At 60.4% G+C, this 18669-nt stretch carries 20 protein-coding genes; 8 read left to right on the forward strand and 12 right to left on the reverse strand.

The annotated features are described in order from the left end of the window. Nucleotides 1-29: 29 nt before the first annotated feature. The 4 genes from KJY40_RS09915 to KJY40_RS09930 all read right to left on the reverse strand — a co-directional run bounded on the left by KJY40_RS09915 (nucleotide 30) and on the right by KJY40_RS09930 (nucleotide 4471). Nucleotides 30-1622: a hypothetical protein gene (locus tag KJY40_RS09915; protein WP_230736448.1), complete on the reverse strand. Its 1593-nt coding sequence runs from the start codon at nucleotides 1620-1622 to the stop codon at nucleotides 30-32. 142 nt (nucleotides 1623-1764) lie between these two features. Next, a complete protein-coding gene (locus tag KJY40_RS09920; protein ID WP_230736450.1) occupies nucleotides 1765-2394 on the reverse strand; it encodes a LysE family translocator in 630 nt (209 codons plus the stop codon). Nucleotides 2395-2481: 87 nt separating this feature from the next. Further along, complete coding sequence (locus tag KJY40_RS09925) at nucleotides 2482-3831, reverse strand: NCS2 family permease (protein ID WP_039769903.1); 1350 nt, start codon at nucleotides 3829-3831, stop codon at nucleotides 2482-2484. A 196-nt stretch (nucleotides 3832-4027) separates the two neighbouring features. Beyond that, the gene (locus KJY40_RS09930; RefSeq protein WP_230736451.1) at nucleotides 4028-4471 is read right to left on the reverse strand and encodes a MarR family winged helix-turn-helix transcriptional regulator; all 444 of its coding nucleotides are present in this window, start codon (nucleotides 4469-4471) and stop codon (nucleotides 4028-4030) included. A gap of 82 nt (nucleotides 4472-4553) precedes the next feature. Here KJY40_RS09930 and KJY40_RS09935 point away from each other — a divergent pair, with 82 nt between their 5' ends. Beyond that, the gene (locus tag KJY40_RS09935; protein WP_230736453.1) at nucleotides 4554-5720 is read left to right on the forward strand and encodes an aminotransferase-like domain-containing protein; all 1167 of its coding nucleotides are present in this window, start codon (nucleotides 4554-4556) and stop codon (nucleotides 5718-5720) included. 31 nt (nucleotides 5721-5751) lie between these two features. Here the strand turns inward: KJY40_RS09935 and KJY40_RS09940 are convergent, their stop codons facing one another. The 5 genes from KJY40_RS09940 to KJY40_RS09960 all read right to left on the reverse strand — a co-directional run bounded on the left by KJY40_RS09940 (nucleotide 5752) and on the right by KJY40_RS09960 (nucleotide 8522). Further along, a complete protein-coding gene (locus tag KJY40_RS09940; protein WP_230736455.1) occupies nucleotides 5752-6123 on the reverse strand; it encodes a glutathione S-transferase N-terminal domain-containing protein in 372 nt (123 codons plus the stop codon). Nucleotides 6124-6225: 102 nt separating this feature from the next. After that, nucleotides 6226-6771, reverse strand: coding sequence for a GTP cyclohydrolase I FolE (gene folE, locus KJY40_RS09945; RefSeq protein ID WP_003204506.1), 546 nt, complete (start codon nucleotides 6769-6771; stop codon nucleotides 6226-6228). A 77-nt stretch (nucleotides 6772-6848) separates the two neighbouring features. Next, entirely contained in the window at nucleotides 6849-7406 is a 558-nt protein-coding gene (locus KJY40_RS09950) for a Smr/MutS family protein (RefSeq protein ID WP_230736458.1), read from the reverse strand. 73 nt (nucleotides 7407-7479) lie between these two features. Next, nucleotides 7480-7800, reverse strand: a complete 321-nt coding sequence (locus KJY40_RS09955; protein WP_007960009.1) for a hypothetical protein — start codon at nucleotides 7798-7800, stop codon at nucleotides 7480-7482. 131 nt (nucleotides 7801-7931) lie between these two features. Next, the gene (locus KJY40_RS09960; RefSeq protein WP_115077104.1) at nucleotides 7932-8522 is read right to left on the reverse strand and encodes a cysteine hydrolase family protein; all 591 of its coding nucleotides are present in this window, start codon (nucleotides 8520-8522) and stop codon (nucleotides 7932-7934) included. A 239-nt stretch (nucleotides 8523-8761) separates the two neighbouring features. On the opposite strand from KJY40_RS09960, the gene prmB reads away from it, so the two are divergent. Next, nucleotides 8762-9670, forward strand: coding sequence for a 50S ribosomal protein L3 N(5)-glutamine methyltransferase (gene prmB, locus KJY40_RS09965; RefSeq protein ID WP_230736460.1), 909 nt, complete (start codon nucleotides 8762-8764; stop codon nucleotides 9668-9670). A 138-nt stretch (nucleotides 9671-9808) separates the two neighbouring features. Here the strand turns inward: prmB and KJY40_RS09970 are convergent, their stop codons facing one another. Together KJY40_RS09970 and KJY40_RS09975 are read right to left on the reverse strand one after the other, a co-directional pair. Further along, nucleotides 9809-10600, reverse strand: coding sequence for a hypothetical protein (locus tag KJY40_RS09970; protein ID WP_007960006.1), 792 nt, complete (start codon nucleotides 10598-10600; stop codon nucleotides 9809-9811). Nucleotides 10601-10697: 97 nt separating this feature from the next. Further along, nucleotides 10698-11651 (reverse strand): alpha/beta hydrolase, encoded by a 954-nt coding sequence (locus KJY40_RS09975; RefSeq protein WP_230736462.1) that lies wholly within the window; start codon nucleotides 11649-11651, stop codon nucleotides 10698-10700. 130 nt (nucleotides 11652-11781) lie between these two features. On the opposite strand from KJY40_RS09975, the gene aroC reads away from it, so the two are divergent. From aroC to mtnC, 5 genes are all read left to right on the forward strand, one after another. Further along, nucleotides 11782-12873 (forward strand): chorismate synthase, encoded by a 1092-nt coding sequence (gene aroC / locus KJY40_RS09980; protein WP_230736464.1) that lies wholly within the window; start codon nucleotides 11782-11784, stop codon nucleotides 12871-12873. A 31-nt stretch (nucleotides 12874-12904) separates the two neighbouring features. After that, a complete protein-coding gene (locus KJY40_RS09985) occupies nucleotides 12905-14050 on the forward strand; it encodes an MFS transporter (protein WP_230736465.1) in 1146 nt (381 codons plus the stop codon). Then, on the forward strand, nucleotides 14047-14673 hold the full coding sequence (locus tag KJY40_RS09990) for a methylthioribulose 1-phosphate dehydratase (protein WP_137219040.1): 627 nt from the start codon (nucleotides 14047-14049) through the stop codon (nucleotides 14671-14673). Before KJY40_RS09985 ends, KJY40_RS09990 begins: the two co-directional genes overlap by 4 nt. A 92-nt stretch (nucleotides 14674-14765) precedes the next feature. After that, nucleotides 14766-15311 carry a 1,2-dihydroxy-3-keto-5-methylthiopentene dioxygenase gene (locus KJY40_RS09995; RefSeq protein ID WP_039770173.1) on the forward strand — a complete coding sequence of 182 codons (546 nt, stop codon included), beginning with the start codon at nucleotides 14766-14768 and terminating at the stop codon, nucleotides 15309-15311. Nucleotides 15312-15315: 4 nt separating this feature from the next. After that, nucleotides 15316-15999: an acireductone synthase gene (mtnC, locus tag KJY40_RS10000; protein WP_230736467.1), complete on the forward strand. Its 684-nt coding sequence runs from the start codon at nucleotides 15316-15318 to the stop codon at nucleotides 15997-15999. Between the two features lie 76 nt (nucleotides 16000-16075). Here mtnC and KJY40_RS10005 read toward each other — a convergent pair whose 3' ends face one another. Then, nucleotides 16076-16354, reverse strand: coding sequence for a DUF3509 domain-containing protein (locus tag KJY40_RS10005; RefSeq protein WP_041475181.1), 279 nt, complete (start codon nucleotides 16352-16354; stop codon nucleotides 16076-16078). A 388-nt stretch (nucleotides 16355-16742) separates the two neighbouring features. On the opposite strand from KJY40_RS10005, the gene KJY40_RS10010 reads away from it, so the two are divergent. Next, nucleotides 16743-18581, forward strand: a complete 1839-nt coding sequence (locus KJY40_RS10010) for a long-chain-acyl-CoA synthetase (RefSeq protein WP_230736469.1) — start codon at nucleotides 16743-16745, stop codon at nucleotides 18579-18581. The last annotated feature ends 88 nt before the right edge of the window (nucleotides 18582-18669 follow it).

Consider the following 18669-nt stretch of genomic DNA (forward strand, 5'->3'; position numbering starts at 1 on the left):
TTTTTTCATCTTGCGGAAAGTGTTCCGGATTACAGACCGGTAATGGTTCCGAGCCTCGATTCATCATCCCTGACGATGAAAATGCTGTCCGGCTGTGAAGCGTGAATCTGCGATCCGCCCTTGAGCCAGACCAGCCTTTTTTCTACATGCGCCTGGAGGATTTCCTGTAGTGCAGCGTACCCGACCTGGGTGTTCAGTCGAGCGTCGGCTGCATAGGGATCGGAATTGAGGGGCTGATGAATTTTCCGGCCCCTGACGCGATACAGGCTGATGAAAAAAACATAGGGATGATTTTTCCGGCGAAATACCAAGGCTGGAAAAGTATTTGAGGGCGTGGGCGTGAAAACTTCATAGCCCTGACGTTTCAGAATGTCTGCCATGAGCCGCTTGAGTTCGACGCCCGTCTGTGTCGCTTTGAAGTAATCCCATTCCTGTCTTGTCAGATCGAAGTCCAGTCGCTCAAGGGGGCCTTCCGGGGTCATGGTCGGCAAGTCCAGGGTCCGGGCGAATCCTGGTCCGCTGCTGGAAGTCGGTAGCGTCGGCAGCATCAGCAACGGATCGGCCAACGGTGGTCGGGGGGCACTGTTACCGCTTTTCCAGTCATTGAATGTTTGCCTGAGGCGGGTCAGGCCGACGCCGGTTGCCATGTCTCCATCATTGGCCAGAATGAACTGGTGCCTGGCCACTTTGTTCATCGAGGTTTCCGACAGCTGCGGAAAATAGGTGGCGATGTACTGTTTCAACGGGTGTTGGAAGGGAAGGTTCGGATCGACTTCCCACTGATTGACAGGCGGAATGCGGATCGCGCCTCTGGGTTGTTGCATCAGGTCCGTGCCGAGGATCCGCTCCATGTAATCGAAATCGTACACCCAGTGCTCCGGATTCTTGATGTAAACGATCGGGTGATCCGGCTCGGTGCCGCGTGGCAGGAGCAGGAATCGGGTGCCATCGACGTCAATGGTGCCCAGGGATGCCTGTTGAGGTGGCGCCTCCCATTGTTTCCAGGGATCGGACCAGTCATCGCTCCTTGATGCCTTGGTGCGTTTGGGGACGACGGCCTCTGCCGAATCATCATCCGCTTCCCGCAGGCGCTTGATCGTCAATCTGGAATCGATGCCACCTGGGCTCTCATCGGTGGGCCTGACGCGCCAGGTGAGGGTGCCTTCCACCCGTTCGACTCGTGGTCCGGAAGGCCTGTGGTCGCTATTCAATCTGGCCCGCAAATGGTTTTCCGAATCAATGCCCAGCAATACGGTTCCCCCTTCCTGAAGGTCCACGAAGTGCCTTTGCGTCCCGAGCTCTCGAATGCCGGAAAGTGCATTGGGTGGCGGGAGTCTGGAGAGTTGATTGGGTGGAAGGAAAAAGTGCTCGATCGGCGCATGGACAATGACAGGGGTGATATGGGTATCGAGCGGAAGGTCAATGATCTCCAGAGGCTCGGGCCGGGCGGATGATGACTGACCGGGTGTTCGGGGTTGGGCGACGGGGGCTCCGTCTGTGCCATGGGGGGCCATGTTCAGGGGTGGTCTGTGCAGCGTTGGAGGCCTGGCATCGGGAATGGCAAAGGGTGTGTCGGGTGAGGCGGTTGCCGTGCCGGGTTTTATCGGGCGTTTGGGGCTCATGGGGCATTTCACTCGCAGAGTCGATTCACGTTGATCGGGTCAAAAGAAGCCGGATCTTCGGTGAATCCACGCTGCGAAGTGCGGTACATATATCTACGTTCAGGGCGAAATGTTGCGGCGTATTACTCGCCCTTCGAGGGCGTCAGTGACTGCTCAACAGTGAGGCTGCGCCTGCACCGCCGAACAATCCGGCGCTGATGCGGTTGAACCAGCTCTGGCCCTTGCCGCTGCGCAGGTAGCGCGCTGCGCCGTGGGCGCCGAGGCCATAGGTCAATTTGCACAGCAGGTCGAGCACGGTCCAGGTGACGATCATCACCAGCAACTGCGGCAGGAACGGTTGTCCGGCGCTGAGGAACTGCGGCAGAAACGCGGCGAAGAACAGGATGTCTTTCGGATTGCTGGCGCCCAGTACGAATGCACGCCCGAAGAGTGCGCGAAAGCGTGGAGCTGGCGCCGCTTGCGGCACTTCTGCACCGACCGAGGGTTGGCGCGATTGCTGCCAGCTCTGCCAGGCGAGGTAGAACAGGTACAGCGCGCCGACGATTTTCAGCGCGCTGAAGAGCTTTTCCGATGCCAGCAGCAGGGCGCCCAGCCCCAGTGCCGATGCGCTGAGCAGGCAGATCGACGCACTCACGCCGCCCAGAAAGGCCGGGTAGGAACGGCGCAGACCGTAATTCAGACTGTTGCTGATCATCAGCAACGACAGTGGCCCCGGAATCAGGATCACCACCAGCGCAGCGCCGCTGAACAGCAGCCAGGTTTCCAGACTCATCACTTGCTCCTTTTTATCGTTATCAAGAATGTGCAAAAGCCCCACCCGGTGGGGTGAGGCTGTTTTGAAGCTTGAACCGCGTAACGCTTACAGGAAGATGAACTTGGCGATGAAGATCGCGCAGAGCACCCACAGGCTGACGGAGATCTCTTTGTATTTACCGGTGCCGGCCTTCAGCGCGACATAGGTAATGAAGCCCAGCGCGATACCGTCGGCAACGGAGAAGGTCAGCGGCATCATGATCGCGGTGACGATCGCCGGAATGCTGTCGGTCGCTTCGTCCCATTCGATGTGCGCCATGCCGCCCATCATCAGCATCGCTACATAAATCAGCGCGCCGGCGGTGGCATAAGCGGGAATCATGCCGGCCAGCGGTGCAAAGAACATCGCGGCTATAAATAGCACACCCACGGTGACTGCGGTAAGACCAGTCCGACCACCAGCTGCTACACCGGCGGCACTTTCCACGTAACTGGTGACCGGCGGAACGCCCACCACTGCGCCGAAAACGCTGGAGGCGGAGTCGGCTTTCATCGCACGGGACAGGTTTTCGATGCGGCCGTCAGCGTTCACCAGGTTGGCGCGCTGGGCGACGCCCATCAGGGTGCCGGCGGTGTCGAACATGTGCACGAAGAGGAAGGCCAGCACCACGCTGATCATGCTGACGTTGAACACGCCGGCGACGTTCATGGCCATGAAGGTCGGTGCCAGGCTTGGCGGGGCGGACATGATGCCCTCGTAGTGCACCAGACCGATGCCCCAGCCAGCCAGGGTCACGGTGATGATGCTGATGAGGATCGCGCCGAATACTTTGTGGTAGCTGAGGATCGCGATCATCAGGAAGCAGATGGCGGCAAGCAGCGGACCGGGTTCACGCAGCGAGCCGAGCTTGATCAGGGTGGCCGGGCTATCGACGACGATACCGGCGGTTTTTAGGCCGATCAGCCCGAGGAACAGACCCACGCCGGCGCCCATCGCATAGCGCAGGCTGACCGGAATGCTGTTGAGCAGCCATTCGCGAATCCGCGAAAAGGTCAGGATCATGAACAGCACGCCCGAGACGAATACCGCACCGAGGGCGGTTTCCCAGTTGTAGCCCATGGTGCCGACCACGGTGTAGGTGAAGAACGCGTTGAGGCCCATGCCTGGCGCCAGGCCCACCGGCCAGTTGGCGTAGAGGCCCATCAGCAGGCAGCCCAGCGCGGCGGCGATACAGGTGGCGACGAAGGCTGCACCGTGATCGATCCCGGCATCGGCCATGATGTTCGGGTTGACGAAGATGATGTAGGCCATGGTGATGAAGGTTGTCAGACCGGCAATCAGCTCGGTCTTCACCGTGGTGCCATGCAAGCTGAGTTTGAAGATGCGCTCAAGCAGGCCAGTGCGTAACGGCGGCGAGAGTTCCAGCGTCGATGCTTCGGATTTGCGGCTTTCCACAGCGAGTACTCCTCAAGAGTTTTATTGTTATTTCCAGGACCGGACCCATGAGGGGTGGCAGCGGTCCTTTGAGGCATACGCGAATTTGTTGACCATGCGGTCAGGAACTCGCACGCTGTGGATTATGCTTTTGTGTACAAATAAAGCAAATATTGTTTTTGGTTTTGTAGACGAAAAGACTGGTGATCGAGCTATATCACTCGGCCGGGCGATTGGTTCCCAACGCCAGATTCACCGCCAGCCAGCCGTTGACCGCCGTTTCGCCGGCTTCGGCAAAGACGCGCTCGAGCAATTTCACCTGCTCGCGGCGCAGCGCCTGTTCAAATTTCGCACCTTCAACGGTCAGCTCCAGCAGGCGTTTACGCTTGTCGGTCTCTGACGCCACGCTGTCCACCAGATGCATTTCCTGTAATTGCCGCAGCGGCATGTTCAACGCTTGCTTGCTGACGCCGAGCAGCGCGAGCAATTCCTTGACGCTCAGGTTCGGATAACGGGCGATGAAAAACACGATGCGTTGATGCACGCGGGACAGCCCGCGACGCTCGAGCATTTCATCGGCCTTGGCGGTGAACGCCTGGTAACCGAAGAAAAACGCTTCCATCGCTTGTTGCTGGCTGGCGCAGTTTTTAAGGTCAAGCATATTGACGTTTCCAGAGAGGTTGTCGTAATTTCAGTCAACAAGTTTGACTCATTTTTCTCATGCCTCGCTAGCGGTGACTTCCATGGTTTTTTCCGAACGTGTCTCGCGCCTCAAAAGTTCTCTGATCCGTGAAATCCTTGCCGCGGCCCAGCGCCCGGAGGTCATGTCCTTCGCTGGCGGTTTGCCGGCTGAAGCCATGTTGCCGAAGGTCGAGTGGGCCGACATGCCGCTGTCTCTCGGCCAGTACGGCATGAGCGAAGGCGAGCCGGCACTGCGCGAAGCGCTGGCAGCAGAGGCGAGGGCGCTGGGTTTGCCGTGTGAAGCGAGTCAGGTGCTGGTGGTCAGCGGCTCCCAGCAAACCCTCGACCTGGCGGCCAAGCTTTACATCGACAAGGGCACCGAAATCCTGCTTGAAGCGCCGACCTATCTGGCAGCCTTGCAGATTTTCCAGCTGTTCGGCGCCGATTGCCTGACCGTGCCGCTGGAGGCTGACGGTCCGAACCTTGCGCAATTGCGTCAGCGTCTGGAGCAGCATCGTCCGGCGTTCATCTATTTGATTCCGACCTTCCAGAACCCGTCCGCCGTGCGCTACAGCGAAGCCAAGCGCGAAGCCGTTGCGGCATTGCTCGACGAATTCGGCGTGACCCTGATCGAAGATGAGCCTTATCGCGAGCTGACCTTCGACGGCGGCAGCGCCCAGCCGATTGCCGGACGCCTGAAGAAATCCAGCTGGATCTACACCGGCACCGTGTCGAAAACCCTGTTGCCGGGCCTGCGCGTCGGTTACCTGATTGCCAGCCCTGATCTGTTCCCGCACCTGCTCAAACTCAAGCAGTCGGCAGATCTGCACACCAACCGCATTGGCCAGTGGCAGGCGTTGCAGTGGATCGGCAGTGAGAAGTATCAGCAGCATTTGAGTGACTTGCGCGGCTTCTATCGTCAGCGCCGCGATGCCTTTCAAGCGGCGCTGGAAACCCATTTCGCCGATCTGGCGGACTGGAACACGCCGCAGGGCGGGCTGTTTTTCTGGCTGACCCTGAAGCTGCCGCTGGACACCCGCACCTTGCTGAACACCGCGCTGGCCAACGATGTGGCGTTCATGCCGGGTGAACCATTCTTCCCCGAGCCGGATCGCAACCCCGGTCATCTGCGGCTGAACTTCAGTCACATCGATCCGGCACGACTCGATGAAGGGCTCAAGCGGCTGGCGGCGGTGGTGCGCCAGGCGCAGGCCGCGCAGGCGGCATAAAAAAACCGGCCATCAGGCCGGTTTTTTTGATTCAGATTGCGGCGAACCGCTTGTTCAGATACTCGATGATCGTGTTGGACTCATACATCCAGGTGGTCTGGCCGTTCTCTTCGATGCGCAGGCACGGCACCTTGATCTTGCCGCCCTGTTCCAGCAGGGTCTGGCGATCCTGCTCGTTGTTTTTCGCATCCTTCAGGGCCACCGGAACGTTCAGGCGACGCAGGCTGCGGCGGGTCTTCACGCAGAACGGGCAAGCGTGGAACTGATACAGAGTCAGGTCTTTCGCGGCGGTATCCACCTGAGCCTGAGCAGCGGCGGGGCGCTGTTTCTTGCCCGGGCGGGTCAGGAAATCAACGAAGATGATCAGTTGGCCGAGGCCGACACGAAGCGCTTTGACGAACACGTTACAAGCCTCACAGGGACATTGAAGAAGGCGCGCAGCTTACCCGATTTTTCACGGGCGAAAAAAAACCGGCGATCAACGCCGGTTTTTTTGTGTCGCAAATTACTTGATCAGGCTGAGAAACTCGCTGCGGGTCGCCGCGTTTTCACGGAACTCACCGAGCATCACCGAAGTGATCATCGACGAATTCTGTTTCTCGACACCGCGCATCATCATGCACATGTGCTTGGCCTCGATTACCACCGCAACGCCCAGCGCGCCGGTGACCTGCTGGACCGCATCGGCGATCTGGCGGCTGAGGTTTTCCTGGATCTGCAGGCGGCGGGCGTACATGTCGACGATCCGCGCGACCTTCGACAGGCCCAGCACTTTGCCGCTCGGGATGTACGCGACGTGGGCCTTGCCGATGAACGGCAGCAGGTGGTGTTCGCACAACGAGTAGAGCTCGATGTCCTTGACCAGCACCATTTCGCTGTTGTCGGAGCTGAACAGGGCACCGTTGGTGACCTCTTCGAGCGTCTGTTCATAACCGCGGCAGAGGTACTGCATGGCTTTGGCGGCACGCTTTGGCGTGTCGAGCAGGCCCTCGCGGGAGACGTCCTCGCCCAGTTGGCCGAGAATCGCGGTGTAATTCTGTTCCAGGGACATGAAACTACCTGTGGGGATTTTCGCAAAGGGCAAGGGTACGGTGGCGGACACGACCCTGCAAGTTCGGTGTGACGGGATTATTCGTCGCGGCCTTCCATCATGGTGCGTTTGAGCATCACATACACGGCGCCGGCGCCGCCATGTTTCGCCTGGCACGAGCAGAAACCGAGCACTTGCGCATGCTGGCGCAGCCAGGTGTTGACGTGGCTTTTGATCATCGGCCGCTTGCCGTCCAGACGCACAGCCTTGCCGTGGGTGACGCGCACGCAGCGGATTTCGAATCTGGTCGCTTCGGCGAGAAACGCCCAGAGGGTTTCGCGAGCCTTTTCGACGCTCATACCGTGCAGGTCGAGGCTGCCTTCGAACGGGATCTGCCCGACCTTGAGCTTGCGCATCTGACTTTCCTGCACCCCGTCGCGAGCCCACATCAGCTCGTCTTCGGGACCGACGTCGATCACGAACTGATCGGACAGGCCGTCAACGGTCGTGGTGTCGGTGCGCACGGTGGCGGACTGGCGCAGCTTGGCGATCCGGTCACGGTCAGCCTTGGGTTTGCCGGTGTCGGCGCGGTCGTGCTTGATCGGCTTGACGCCTTGGATCGCACTTTTGAACAGGGAAAAATCGTCGTCTTGCATGTCAGCCTCCGCGAAGGGCGGCCAGTTTACCCAAACAGACACAAAACGGCCCGGCAAAAAGCCAGGCCGTCGATCAATCGTGTTTTTTCATCAGGTGCGGGGACATGTTCAGTTCTCGCGATTGCCGTGCGCGACGCCGGCAACGACGCCACAGGGCCACACCGAAATACAGGAACAACAGGCCCACTGCGAGAATGATCGCCGAGCCGAGCGGTGTTGCATTCAGATCGCCGAGCGCCGGCGGGCGCCCCAGCAGGCTGGCGGCCCCGGCCATCGCCAGCAGCACGCCGAACGTGGCCAGAATGGCCGCGATCGCCGCGCCGAATCGAAATCGCCAGTTGCTTTGGCCTTTGGGCCGCAAGCGGCGTGCGTCAAATCCATCGGATAACTTCATTCCGACCTTCCTCAATGGGTATCGGCCCTTCGACCGGGAGTTGACCGGGTTGTTCCTGAGGCTAGGGTAATTGAAGCAAATGCGAGGTTTTTGCAGATGAGCGGCGGGCTGAGCCGCTCATTTACGGTCGATCAGATCAGATCCTGGGTCAGCGCGAGGGTGGCGAAGTTGTCGGCCATGATTGCCATTTCCGCTTCCTGCACCTGTTCGGCGCTGAGCACGCGGCCCTTGAACGGCAGATCGCGGGTGGCACAGGCGTCTTCGACCAGGGTGCAGCGGAAACCCAGGTTCTTCGCCGCGCGCACGGTAGTGCTGACGCTGGAGTGGCTCATGAAACCGCAGACGATCAGGTCCAGCGAGCCGATGGTTTGCAGACGATCGTAGAGTTCGGTGCCGTGGAAGGCACTCGGCAGCAACTTGCCGATGATGGTTTCATCGCCCTGGGGTTCCAGGCCGGGGATGAACTCGCCGCGTTCGCCCTGCGGGTCGAACAGACCGCCGACGGTGCCGAGGTGACGCACATGCACGATCGGTCGGCCGGCTGCGCGGGCGGCGGCAACCAGTTGTTTGATGTTCGCGACAGCCGCGTCCATGCCTTTCAGGGCCAGCGGGCCGCTGAGGTATTCTTTCTGGGCATCGATGATGACCACGGTGGCATGGCTCAACGTGGCCGCTGCGTAACCGCGACCGCTGAGTTGAAACATCGTTTTTGGAACGGACATTCTGGGGCTCCTTCGGGTGGGGCTTTTGCGACATTGTCCTCTGGCTGAGCGGTTCTGTGAATCGCTACCATCGTAGGCACCGTCGTTACTGGCCTGCAGCCTCGTCAAGTTACACGTTCTGTTCAATAGCTGATAAATAATTCGGAACGCTCCTACCGTCGCCCCGGGATTTTTCCTGCGTCGTCGCGGCGCGTTTTGGCTGCTAGAATCGCCAGTCGTTTTTTCTGGAGTTCTGCCCCGTGATCACTTCCCGACTTCGTACCCTGCGCGACCACATCCGTTGGGCCGTCAGCCGCTTCCATGGGGAGGATCTGTTTTTCGGCCATGGCACCGACAATGCCTGGGACGAAGCCCGGCAGCTAGTGCTCGGTGCCTTGCACCTGCCATGGGAAATCGCTGACAGCTATCTGGATTGCGCGCTGGAAGACGACGAACTGGTCAATCTTCAGCGCCTGCTCAAGCGTCGCATCGAAGAACGCATTCCGACCGCTTACCTGCTGGGCGAAGCCTGGTTCTGTGGCATGTCGTTCATCGTCGATGAGCGTGTGCTGATCCCGCGCTCGCCGATTGGCGAGCTGATCGAAAACCGTTTTGCCCCATGGATCGGTGATGAGCCGGCGCGGATTCTCGACCTGTGCACCGGCTCCGGTTGTATCGGTATCGCCTGCGCCTACGAGTTCCAGAACGCCGAAGTGGTGCTGGCGGATCTGTCGTTCGAAGCGCTGGAGGTGGCAAACCAGAACATCGAGCGTCATGGCGTCGATGAGCGTGTGTTCACTGTGCAGGGCGATGGTTTCGATGGTCTGCCGGGTCAACGTTTCGACCTGATCGTGTCGAACCCGCCCTACGTCGATGCGGAAGATTTCGCCGACATGCCGGACGAATACCAGCACGAGCCGGAACTGGGCCTGGCCTGCGGCGATGACGGTTTGAACCTGGTACGCCGGATGCTCGCCGAAGCGGCGGATCATCTGACCGAGAAGGGTTTGCTGATGGTCGAGGTGGGCAACAGCCAGGTACACGTCGAGGCGCTGTACCCTGAAGTCGATTTCGCCTGGCTGGAGTTCGAGCGCGGCGGGCATGGCGTGTTCATGCTGACTGCCGAACAGTGCCGCGCCCATCAGGCACTGTTCGCTTCCCGCGTCTGACCCTTAAAAGCATCGTCGGAACGCCGCCCGGGGCAAGCCCGCTCCCACAGATTTTGTGTGTGCCGCAACGTTCGGATACGACACAAAACCTGTGGGAGCGTGGCTTGCCCGCGATGGGGGCGCCTCGGTCTGAAGTCTTTACCGGTGCGTTGCAATCCAGATCAGCAACCCGGCCTGAAACACTGCAAACGCCACCAAGCAAGTAATGGTGAAACGCAACCCGGCGTCTTCGCGCTTGAACTTGCTGACCTTGTCTTCCTGCTTCTTCAGCTTCACTTCCTGCTCGGCCAGATTCTGCTCGGCCTGCTGCAACATCTGCGCGGCTTCAAGAATCTCGACGATCTGCAGCTTTTCGCTGTTCCAGTCGCCCAGCAAATCACCGACCTGCACTTCCTTGACGCTGCCCTTCAAATGCTGGGCGTCGGCGTAAACCACATCAAAGCCGTGCACCCGCAGAAAGTGATCGCGGCGCAGGCGAGTGTCTTCGTTCAGCGCGTCCTTGTTGTTCAAGTCCATGCCGTCGACGGTGTAGGTGGGCCAGCGCTTTTTCGCCCAGTTGATGCCTTGGGCGGCCATGAAGCGTCCGATGCCACGGTTCATCGGTTCGATCTGCAAACCGCTGTCCGGGCCGAAATGCACGCGTTTGGTCGTGTGGTCGACCCACACGTCCAGATGATTCTGCTCTTTACGCACGCGCTGAGCGGGCAACTTGATCGCCATGCGCATCAGGCTGTGTTCTTTGCCGTTGCGCTCGGCGTAACCGAATTCAACGAAGCGCAGTGGCCGCCCGCCAGTGTTGCGGTCGGTCTGCAACGGCGCCAGGCGGAGCATCTTGTGGTGCTCGACGTGGACATCCGCCCATGGCAGCTCGACCGCTGGCGGTGCGTCTTTTTCAGCGGTGGTGTCGGGTGAAGTCTGGGTATCAGTCATAACGGCGAGATCCTGTCCAAGCTGCTTGCCGCCAGCCAGTACGCTGGCGACAAAGGCTTATCGGCCGTTTTCTACAGGACTAGAGGGTAAAAAGAGCTCAACGGGTGCGAAGTCCGTCAATAAATTCAAGGACGCGTGTCCCCAGTTCAGCCGCCAGGGGCAAATTCGGGTCCTTGTAGGATGCCAGTTGCCGCTTCACGTCGTTGGGCACGATGCGCAACACGTGGTTCATGCCTTCGATCAGCGCCAGCTCCGCGTCCGGTTTGGCGACTTTGAGCAACTTCGCATCATCGACCTGAACCTGAATGTCGTTGCTGCCTTGCACGATCAGCGCCGGCATTTTCAGTTGAGCGAAGGCCGCCGCCGGATCCTGACGGAACAGCGAAATCAGGTACGGCTGCACACTCGGACGGAAAATCACCTGCAACGGCGCTGGCACATTGTCGTCGGTATGCCCGGCCTTGAGGCTGTCGAGCAGTTCGTTGCTGCGCAGCATCAGCGGAGGAGGGAGGCTGCGGGCCAGTTGCCGACGCAGCACCTGATCGATCGGTCGGGCCGTGCCGGAGAGCGAAATGACCGCCGCCGCGTCGACCTTTGGCGCCGCAAGGCTGGCAATCAGCGCGCCTTCGCTGTGGCCGAGCAGGATCAACGGGCCGAAGCGCGGATCGGCTTTCAGCTTCTGACCCCAGGCCACGGCGTCCGCCACATAGGCTTCCACCGACAGGTTTCGCTCGTCCGGAGTTGCCGCGAGGCTGGCCGCCACGCCGCGCTTGTCGAAACGCACACTGGCGACGTTGTGTTTGGCGAGCACCCAGGCCAGTCGCTTGAGGCTGTCATTGCGCCCGCCGTCGGGGTTGTTTCCGTCACGATCCGTAGGACCCGAGCCAGAAAGGATGAGGACAACCGGCACAGGGTTGTCGGATTTCGGCAGCAACAGCGAGCCGAAAAGTTCGCCATTGTCAGTCGTCAATGTGACCGGTCGTTGCAGGACAGTCGCCTGGACGAAGCCGGTAAACAGGGAAAGGCTCAAGATCAAAACTCGCAGCATCATCACGCCATCATTTGCCAAGGTGCCGGTTGGACTCACCCACACCGCTAAGGTTCGAGGATGAACTACTCGGTTAGCCTGCGTATACTGGCGCGCATCACGAATTTGGGTTCGATTTCACGGAGCGTCCTGCATGTCCGGCAATACCTACGGCAAGCTGTTCACTGTCACCACCGCGGGCGAAAGCCATGGTCCGGCGTTGGTCGCCATTGTCGACGGCTGCCCGCCGGGCCTGGAGATTTCCCTTGAGGACCTGCAACGCGACCTCGACCGTCGCAAGCCGGGCACCAGCCGCCACACCACCCAGCGCCAGGAGGCCGACGAAGTCGAAATCCTCTCCGGCGTGTTCGAGGGCCGCACCACCGGCTGCTCCATCGGCCTGCTGATCCGCAACACCGACCAGAAGTCCAAGGACTACTCGGCGATCAAGGACCTGTTCCGCCCGGCCCACGCCGACTACACCTACCACCACAAATACGGCGAGCGCGATTATCGCGGCGGCGGTCGCAGCTCCGCGCGGGAAACCGCCATGCGCGTCGCGGCCGGCGCCATCGCCAAGAAATACCTGGCCAGCCAGGGCATCGTCATTCGTGGCTACATGAGCCAGCTCGGCCCGATCGAAATCCCGTTCAAGACCTGGGAGTCGGTTGAGCAGAACGCTTTCTTCAGTCCGGACCCGGACAAGGTGCCGGAGCTGGAAGCCTACATGGACCAGCTGCGTCGCGATCAGGACTCGGTCGGGGCGAAGATCACCGTGGTTGCCGAAGGCGTGATGCCGGGCCTGGGCGAGCCGATCTTCGACCGTCTCGACGCCGAGCTGGCCCACGCGCTGATGAGCATCAACGCGGTCAAAGGCGTGGAAATCGGCGCCGGTTTCGCCTGCGTTGCCCAGCGCGGCACCGAACACCGTGACGAGCTGACCCCGGAAGGCTTCCTCAGCAACAACGCCGGCGGCATTCTCGGCGGGATCTCCTCGGGTCAGCCGATCGTCGCGCACCTGGCGTTGAAGCCGACTTCGAGCATCACCACCCCGGGCCGTTCGATCGACATCGACGGCAATCAGGTCGAAGTGATCACCAAGGGCCGTCACGATCCGTGCGTCGGCATCCGCGCCACGCCGATTGCCGAGGCGATGATGGCCATCGTGCTGATGGATCACCTGCTGCGTCACCGTGGCCAGAACGCCGATGTGCGCGTGAGCACCCCGGTGCTGGGTCAGCTTTGATGGGTGATCTCAAAGCCGCCGCGGTCTGACCGTGGCGGCGCTCCCGTACTGGCGGCTGTCCAGTTTCTATCTGTTCTATTTCGCCTTGCTCGGTTCGACGGCGCCGTTTCTGGCGCTGTACTTCGATCACCTCGGATTCAGCGCCGCGCGCATCGGCGAGCTGGTGGCGATCCCGATGCTGATGCGCTGCGTGGCGCCGAACATCTGGGGCTGGCTCGGCGATTACACCGGCAGACGCCTGGCCATCGTGCGCTTCGGCGCGGTGTGCACGCTGCTCACGTTCTCATTGATTTTCGTCAGCAAGACCTACGCCTGGCTGGCGATGGTCATGGCCTTGCACGCGTTCTTCTGGCACGCGGTGTTGCCGCAGTTCGAAGTCATCACCCTCGCGCATTTACAGGGCCAGACGTCTCGCTACAGCCAGATCCGCCTCTGGGGCTCGATCGGTTTCATCATCACCGTGGTCGCCCTCGGTCGCCTGTTCGAATGGCTCAGCCTCGACATCTACCCGGCGGCGCTGGTGTTGATCATGGCCGGCATCGTGCTCAGCAGTCTGTGGGTGCCGAACGCTCAGCCGCCTCAGGGCAACCGTCCGACGGGTGAGGGCTTTCTCAAACAGTTGCGCAATCCCGGGGTGCTGGCGTTCTACGGTTGCGTGGCGTTGATGCAGATGAGCCACGGGCCGTATTACACGTTTTTGACTCTGCACCTTGAGCGACTGGGCTACAGTCGTGGCGTGATCGGCATGCTCTGGGCGGTCGGCGTGGTGGCGGAAGTGCTGATGTTCATGGCCATGAGCCGGATCCTCGCGCGTTTTTCCCTGCGGCGGGTGCTGATGGCAAGTTTTCTGCTGGCGGCGCTGCGCTGGTTGCTGCTAGGTTCGTTCGCCGAGTTCCTGTGGGTCCTGTTGTTTGCCCAGGTGCTGCACGCGGCGACGTTCGGCAGCTTTCATGCGGCTGCCATCGCGTTCGTGCAACGTAGCTTCGGCGCGCGCCAGCAAGGGCAGGGCCAGGCGTTGTATGCCGCGCTGGCCGGCACCGGCGGCGCGCTCGGCGCGTTGTATTCCGGCTACAGCTGGAATGCCCTCGGCGCGACATTGACCTTTAGTATTGCCAGTCTCGCAGCGCTCGCCGCTGCCGTTATCATTGCCAATCGAATGCAAGAGGACAGGCCATGAGCCTTACCCGTGAACAGCTTGCCCAGCAAATTGTCGACGCCGGGCGTTTTCTTTATGGTCGCGGCTGGTCGCCGGCCACCAGCAGCAATTACTCGACGCGCCTGTCGCCGAGCGAAGCGCTGCTGACCGTGTCCGGCAAGCACAAAGGCCAGTTGGGCCTGGACGACGTGCTCGCCACCGACCTGTCCGGCAACAGTCTTGAGCCCGGCAAAAAGCCGTCCGCCGAAACCTTGTTGCACACCCAGCTCTACAGCTGGCGTCCGGAAATCGGCGCCGTGTTGCACACCCACTCGGTCAACGCCACTGTGCTGTCGCGCCTGACGCCGCAAGACTTCATCGAGTTCGAAGACTACGAACTGCAAAAAGCCTTCAGTGGCGTTTCGACCCACGAATCCCGGGTGCGCGTGCCGATCTTCGACAACGATCAGGACATTGCGCGCCTCGCCGCCAAGGTGCAGCCTTGGCTCGACGCCCATCCCGATTGCGTGGGTTATCTGATTCGCGGCCACGGCCTCTACACTTGGGGCGCGCAGATGAGCGATGCGCTGCGCCAGATCGAGGCCTTTGAATTCCTGTTTGAATGCGAGTTGAAGACCCGCAGCGTCATGAACCGCCAAGGCTGACTTCACCAGAACCAGCCCATTTGCCTGATGAATGCAGTGCCTGACCGGTCTCGAAGAACCGGACGGCAAGGCCGATACCGAGGAATGCCCCCATGAGCAGCCTGTCCGTCTATCACGTTTCCAGCCCCGAAATTCCGAACAAGGTGCTGACCCATTTCGAAGACATCGCCTCGACCCTGGCCGAGCAGGGCGTGCGCTTCGACCGCTGGCAAGCCGCCGCGAAGATCCAGCCGGGCGCCAGCCAGGAAGAAGTGATCGGTGCCTATAAAGAGCAGATCGACAAACTGATGACCGAGCGCGGCTACATCACGGTCGATGTGATCAGCCTCAACAGCGATCACCCGCAAAAAGCCGAATTGCGCGCCAAGTTCCTCGAAGAACATCGCCATGGCGAAGACGAAGTGCGTTTCTTCGTCGCCGGTCGTGGCCTGTTTACCCTGCACATCGACGATTACGTCTACGCCGTACTGTGCGAGAAGAACGACCTGATTTCGGTGCCGGCCGGCACCAAGCACTGGTTCGACATGGGCGAGAACCCGCATTTTGTCGCGATCCGTCTGTTCAACAACCCTGAAGGCTGGGTCGCCAACTTCACCGGCGAAGACATCGCCGGCCGCTTCCCGCGTCTGGAGGACTGAGCCGATGTCGATCAAGGTCATTCTCACCGACATCGAAGGCACCACCAGCGCGGTGAGTTTTGTGTTTGACGTGCTGTTTCCATATGCCGCCAAACACCTGCCGGACTTCGTTCGTCAGAACGCCCAGCGCGCGGATGTTTCCGAGCAACTGGACGCCGTGCGCCGCGACAGCAACGAACCGCAGGCTGACGTCGAGCGGGTCATGGAAATTCTGCTGGCCTGGATCGCCGAAGACCGCAAAGCCACGCCGCTGAAAGCGTTGCAGGGCATGGTCTGGGAACAGGGTTATCAGGCCGGGCAGTTGAGAGGCCATGTTTACCCGGACGCCGTTGAAGCGCTCCAGCGCTGGCATCAGGCCGGTTATCAACTGTTTGTTTATTCGTCCGGTTCGATCCAGGCGCAGAAGCTGATTTTCGGCTGCTCGGAAGCCGGGGATCTGACGCCGCTGTTCAGTGGCTACTTCGACACCACGTCGGGCCCCAAGCGCGAGGCGCAGTCGTACAGCAACATCCAGCAGGCCATCGGTGTCGAGCCGCAGGAAATCCTGTTCCTGTCCGACATCGTCCAGGAACTCGACGCCGCCCAGGCCGCCGGCCTGCAAACCTGCGGGCTGGCCCGTGAAGGCGGGGAGTTGGCAGGGCATGTAACCGTGGACAGCTTCACCGGAATCGAACCGGAAGCGTTCTGAGTTCACACAATCGATGCAAAAAAAACAGGCCGTGAAGCGAAAGCTCCACGGCCTGTCTGTTTATACGGTGTTCGAATTACATCGAGTGATAGGTCGGCAGAGCAAAACGCTGCTGACTTTGCAGCATGCCGATCTGCGGCAGCTCACTCGCTTGTTCCGCCAGATCACGACGGATCGCGCTGATCGCCCACGACAGTTGGTCGCCGGCATGCAATTGCTGATAGGTCAGCGCACGTTTGAACACTTTGCCGTCGGCACTCTTCAGTGTCAGCAGGATCCCGCCATCGGGACGTGGCGCAGTGGTGACGTCGAAGTTGGAGAACAGGGAGGTAAATTTTTCTTGGATCAGGCTCATGTCTTTCAGCTCCGTATGCACTTGAATGGCAAGCATGCGTAGGGAGTTGCAGCGATTGTGCCAGTATTTCTGTTTTTAAAAATCCTTATAAATCAATAAGTTATAAAAATGGTTCGTTTGGGTTGTCGTGCAATCTGCATGAATGGCCATCGTGCATCCTGCATTTTGCGGGATCGCTGTCGATTCGATGGAACCATTCCGGCCGGCCGCAATCCTGCTTCGCCTTTTAGCGCTGGTGGATACAAAACATTGCAAAAACCGCGTGTACAGCCCGCGAAGCCCTGACGTATTTTCGGCCTCGACCCTCGCTCGAGAAGCGCCGGTTGCGTCACCCGATTGCCCGACAATAAAAATCCGGCCTGCACGTCAAGGTCGAACGGGAGCTGCCATGCGCCATGCGCCGAGCGACACGATTACCTGGGGCATGATGCTCCGCAAACTGCCGATGATTGCCAAAGCCATCCCTCGGGTGGTGAAAGGCATGAAGGCGGCCAACGTCAAGGATCCGACCCAAACCTGTGGCCTGGGCTGGACGTTCGAGCAAGCGACCCTGCGCAATCCCGAGGGGCCCGCGTTGCTGTCGGGCGAGGTGGTGCTGAGTTATTCACAGGTCAACCAGTGGGCCAACCGCATCGCCCACTACTTGATCGGGCAGGGCATCGGCAAGGGTGATGTGGTGGCGGTGTTCATCGAGAACCGCCCGGAACTGCTGGTGACGATTCTGGCGCTGGCCAAAGTCGGCGCCGTCAGCGCGCTGCTCAATACCTCGCAGACCCGCGATACGCTGATCCACAGCATCAATCTGGTGACACCGGCGGCGATTGTCGTCGGTGAGGAGTTGCTGCCGGCATTTGCGGCGGTACGCGAGCAAGTCTCTATCCCGGCAGAGCGCGCCTGGTTCGTCGCCGATCAGGATACCTTCAGCCATCCGGGCATCGCGCCCGAGGGCTACATCAACCTGATCAGCGCCAGTGCCGACGCCTCCGGCGACAACCCGGCCAGCAGCCGGCAGATTTTCTTCGACGACCCCTGTTTCTATATCTACACCTCAGGCACCACCGGATTGCCGAAAGCCGGGGTGTTCAAGCACGGACGCTGGATGCGCAGCTCGGCGAGCTTCGGCATGATCGCCCTCGACATGCGCCCCGACGACATCGTTTATTGCACCTTGCCGCTGTACCACGCCACCGGGCTTTGCGTGTGCTGGGGTTCGGCGGTCAATGGCGCGTCGGGTTTCGCGATTCGCCGCAAGTTCAGCGCGCGGCAGTTCTGGAGCGATGTGCGTCGGTACCGCGCAACCACCATCGGTTACGTCGGCGAGTTGTGCCGGTATCTGGTGGATCAGCCGCTCAGCGCCGACGACAGTCGTCACGACGTGCGCAAGATGATCGGCAACGGTCTGCGGCCCGGTGCCTGGGCCGAGTTCAAGACCCGTTTCGGTGTGGATCACATCTGCGAGCTGTACGCCGCCAGCGACGGCAATATCGGCTTCACCAACATCCTCAATTTCGACAACACCATCGGCTTCTCGCTGATGGCCTGGGAACTGGTCGCCTACGACCAGGACAGCGGCGAACCGATCCGTGGCGCTGACGGATTCATGCGCAAGGTCGGCCGGGGCGAGCGTGGCCTGCTGCTGGCGCGGATCGACGACAAGGCGCCGCTGGACGGCTACACCGATCCGCAGAAAACCGCCAAGGTTGTATTGCAGGACGTGTTCACCAAGGGCGATCGCTTCTTCAACACCGGCGATCTGCTGCGCAACATCGGTTTCGGTCATGCGCAGTTTGTCGACCGCCTCGGCGACACCTATCGCTGGAAGGGTGAGAACGTCTCGACCACCGAAGTCGAAAATCTACTGCTGCAGCATCCGCACATTTCAGAAGCAGTGGCCTATGGCGTGGAAATCCCCAACACCAATGGCCGCGCCGGGATGGCGGCGATCACCCCGGCCGAGTCTCTGGCGACCCTGGATTTCGCCGAACTGCTGGCCTTCGCCCGCCAGCGCATGCCGGCCTACGCGGTGCCGCTGTTCTTGCGGGTCAAGGTGAAAATGGAAACCACCGGCACTTTCAAATACCAGAAGACCCGCCTGAAAAACGAAGGCTTCGACCCCGGCGAGACGGGCGATGACCCGATTTATGCCTGGCTGCCGGGGACTGAAACCTACGTGCAAGTCACGGATGAAATCCTTGCGGACATCCGGGCAGGCAAGTTCCGTTATTGATATTGGCTATCGGCGGTCTTGGAAAAAAGGGGATGACAGCTATCGCCGCGCTCGGGAAACTATCGGCTTTCCGATTGACCGAAAGTGG

It is taken from the genome of Pseudomonas fitomaticsae (assembly GCF_021018765.1).
GTDB classification, from domain to species: Bacteria; Pseudomonadota; Gammaproteobacteria; order Pseudomonadales; family Pseudomonadaceae; genus Aquipseudomonas; species Aquipseudomonas fitomaticsae.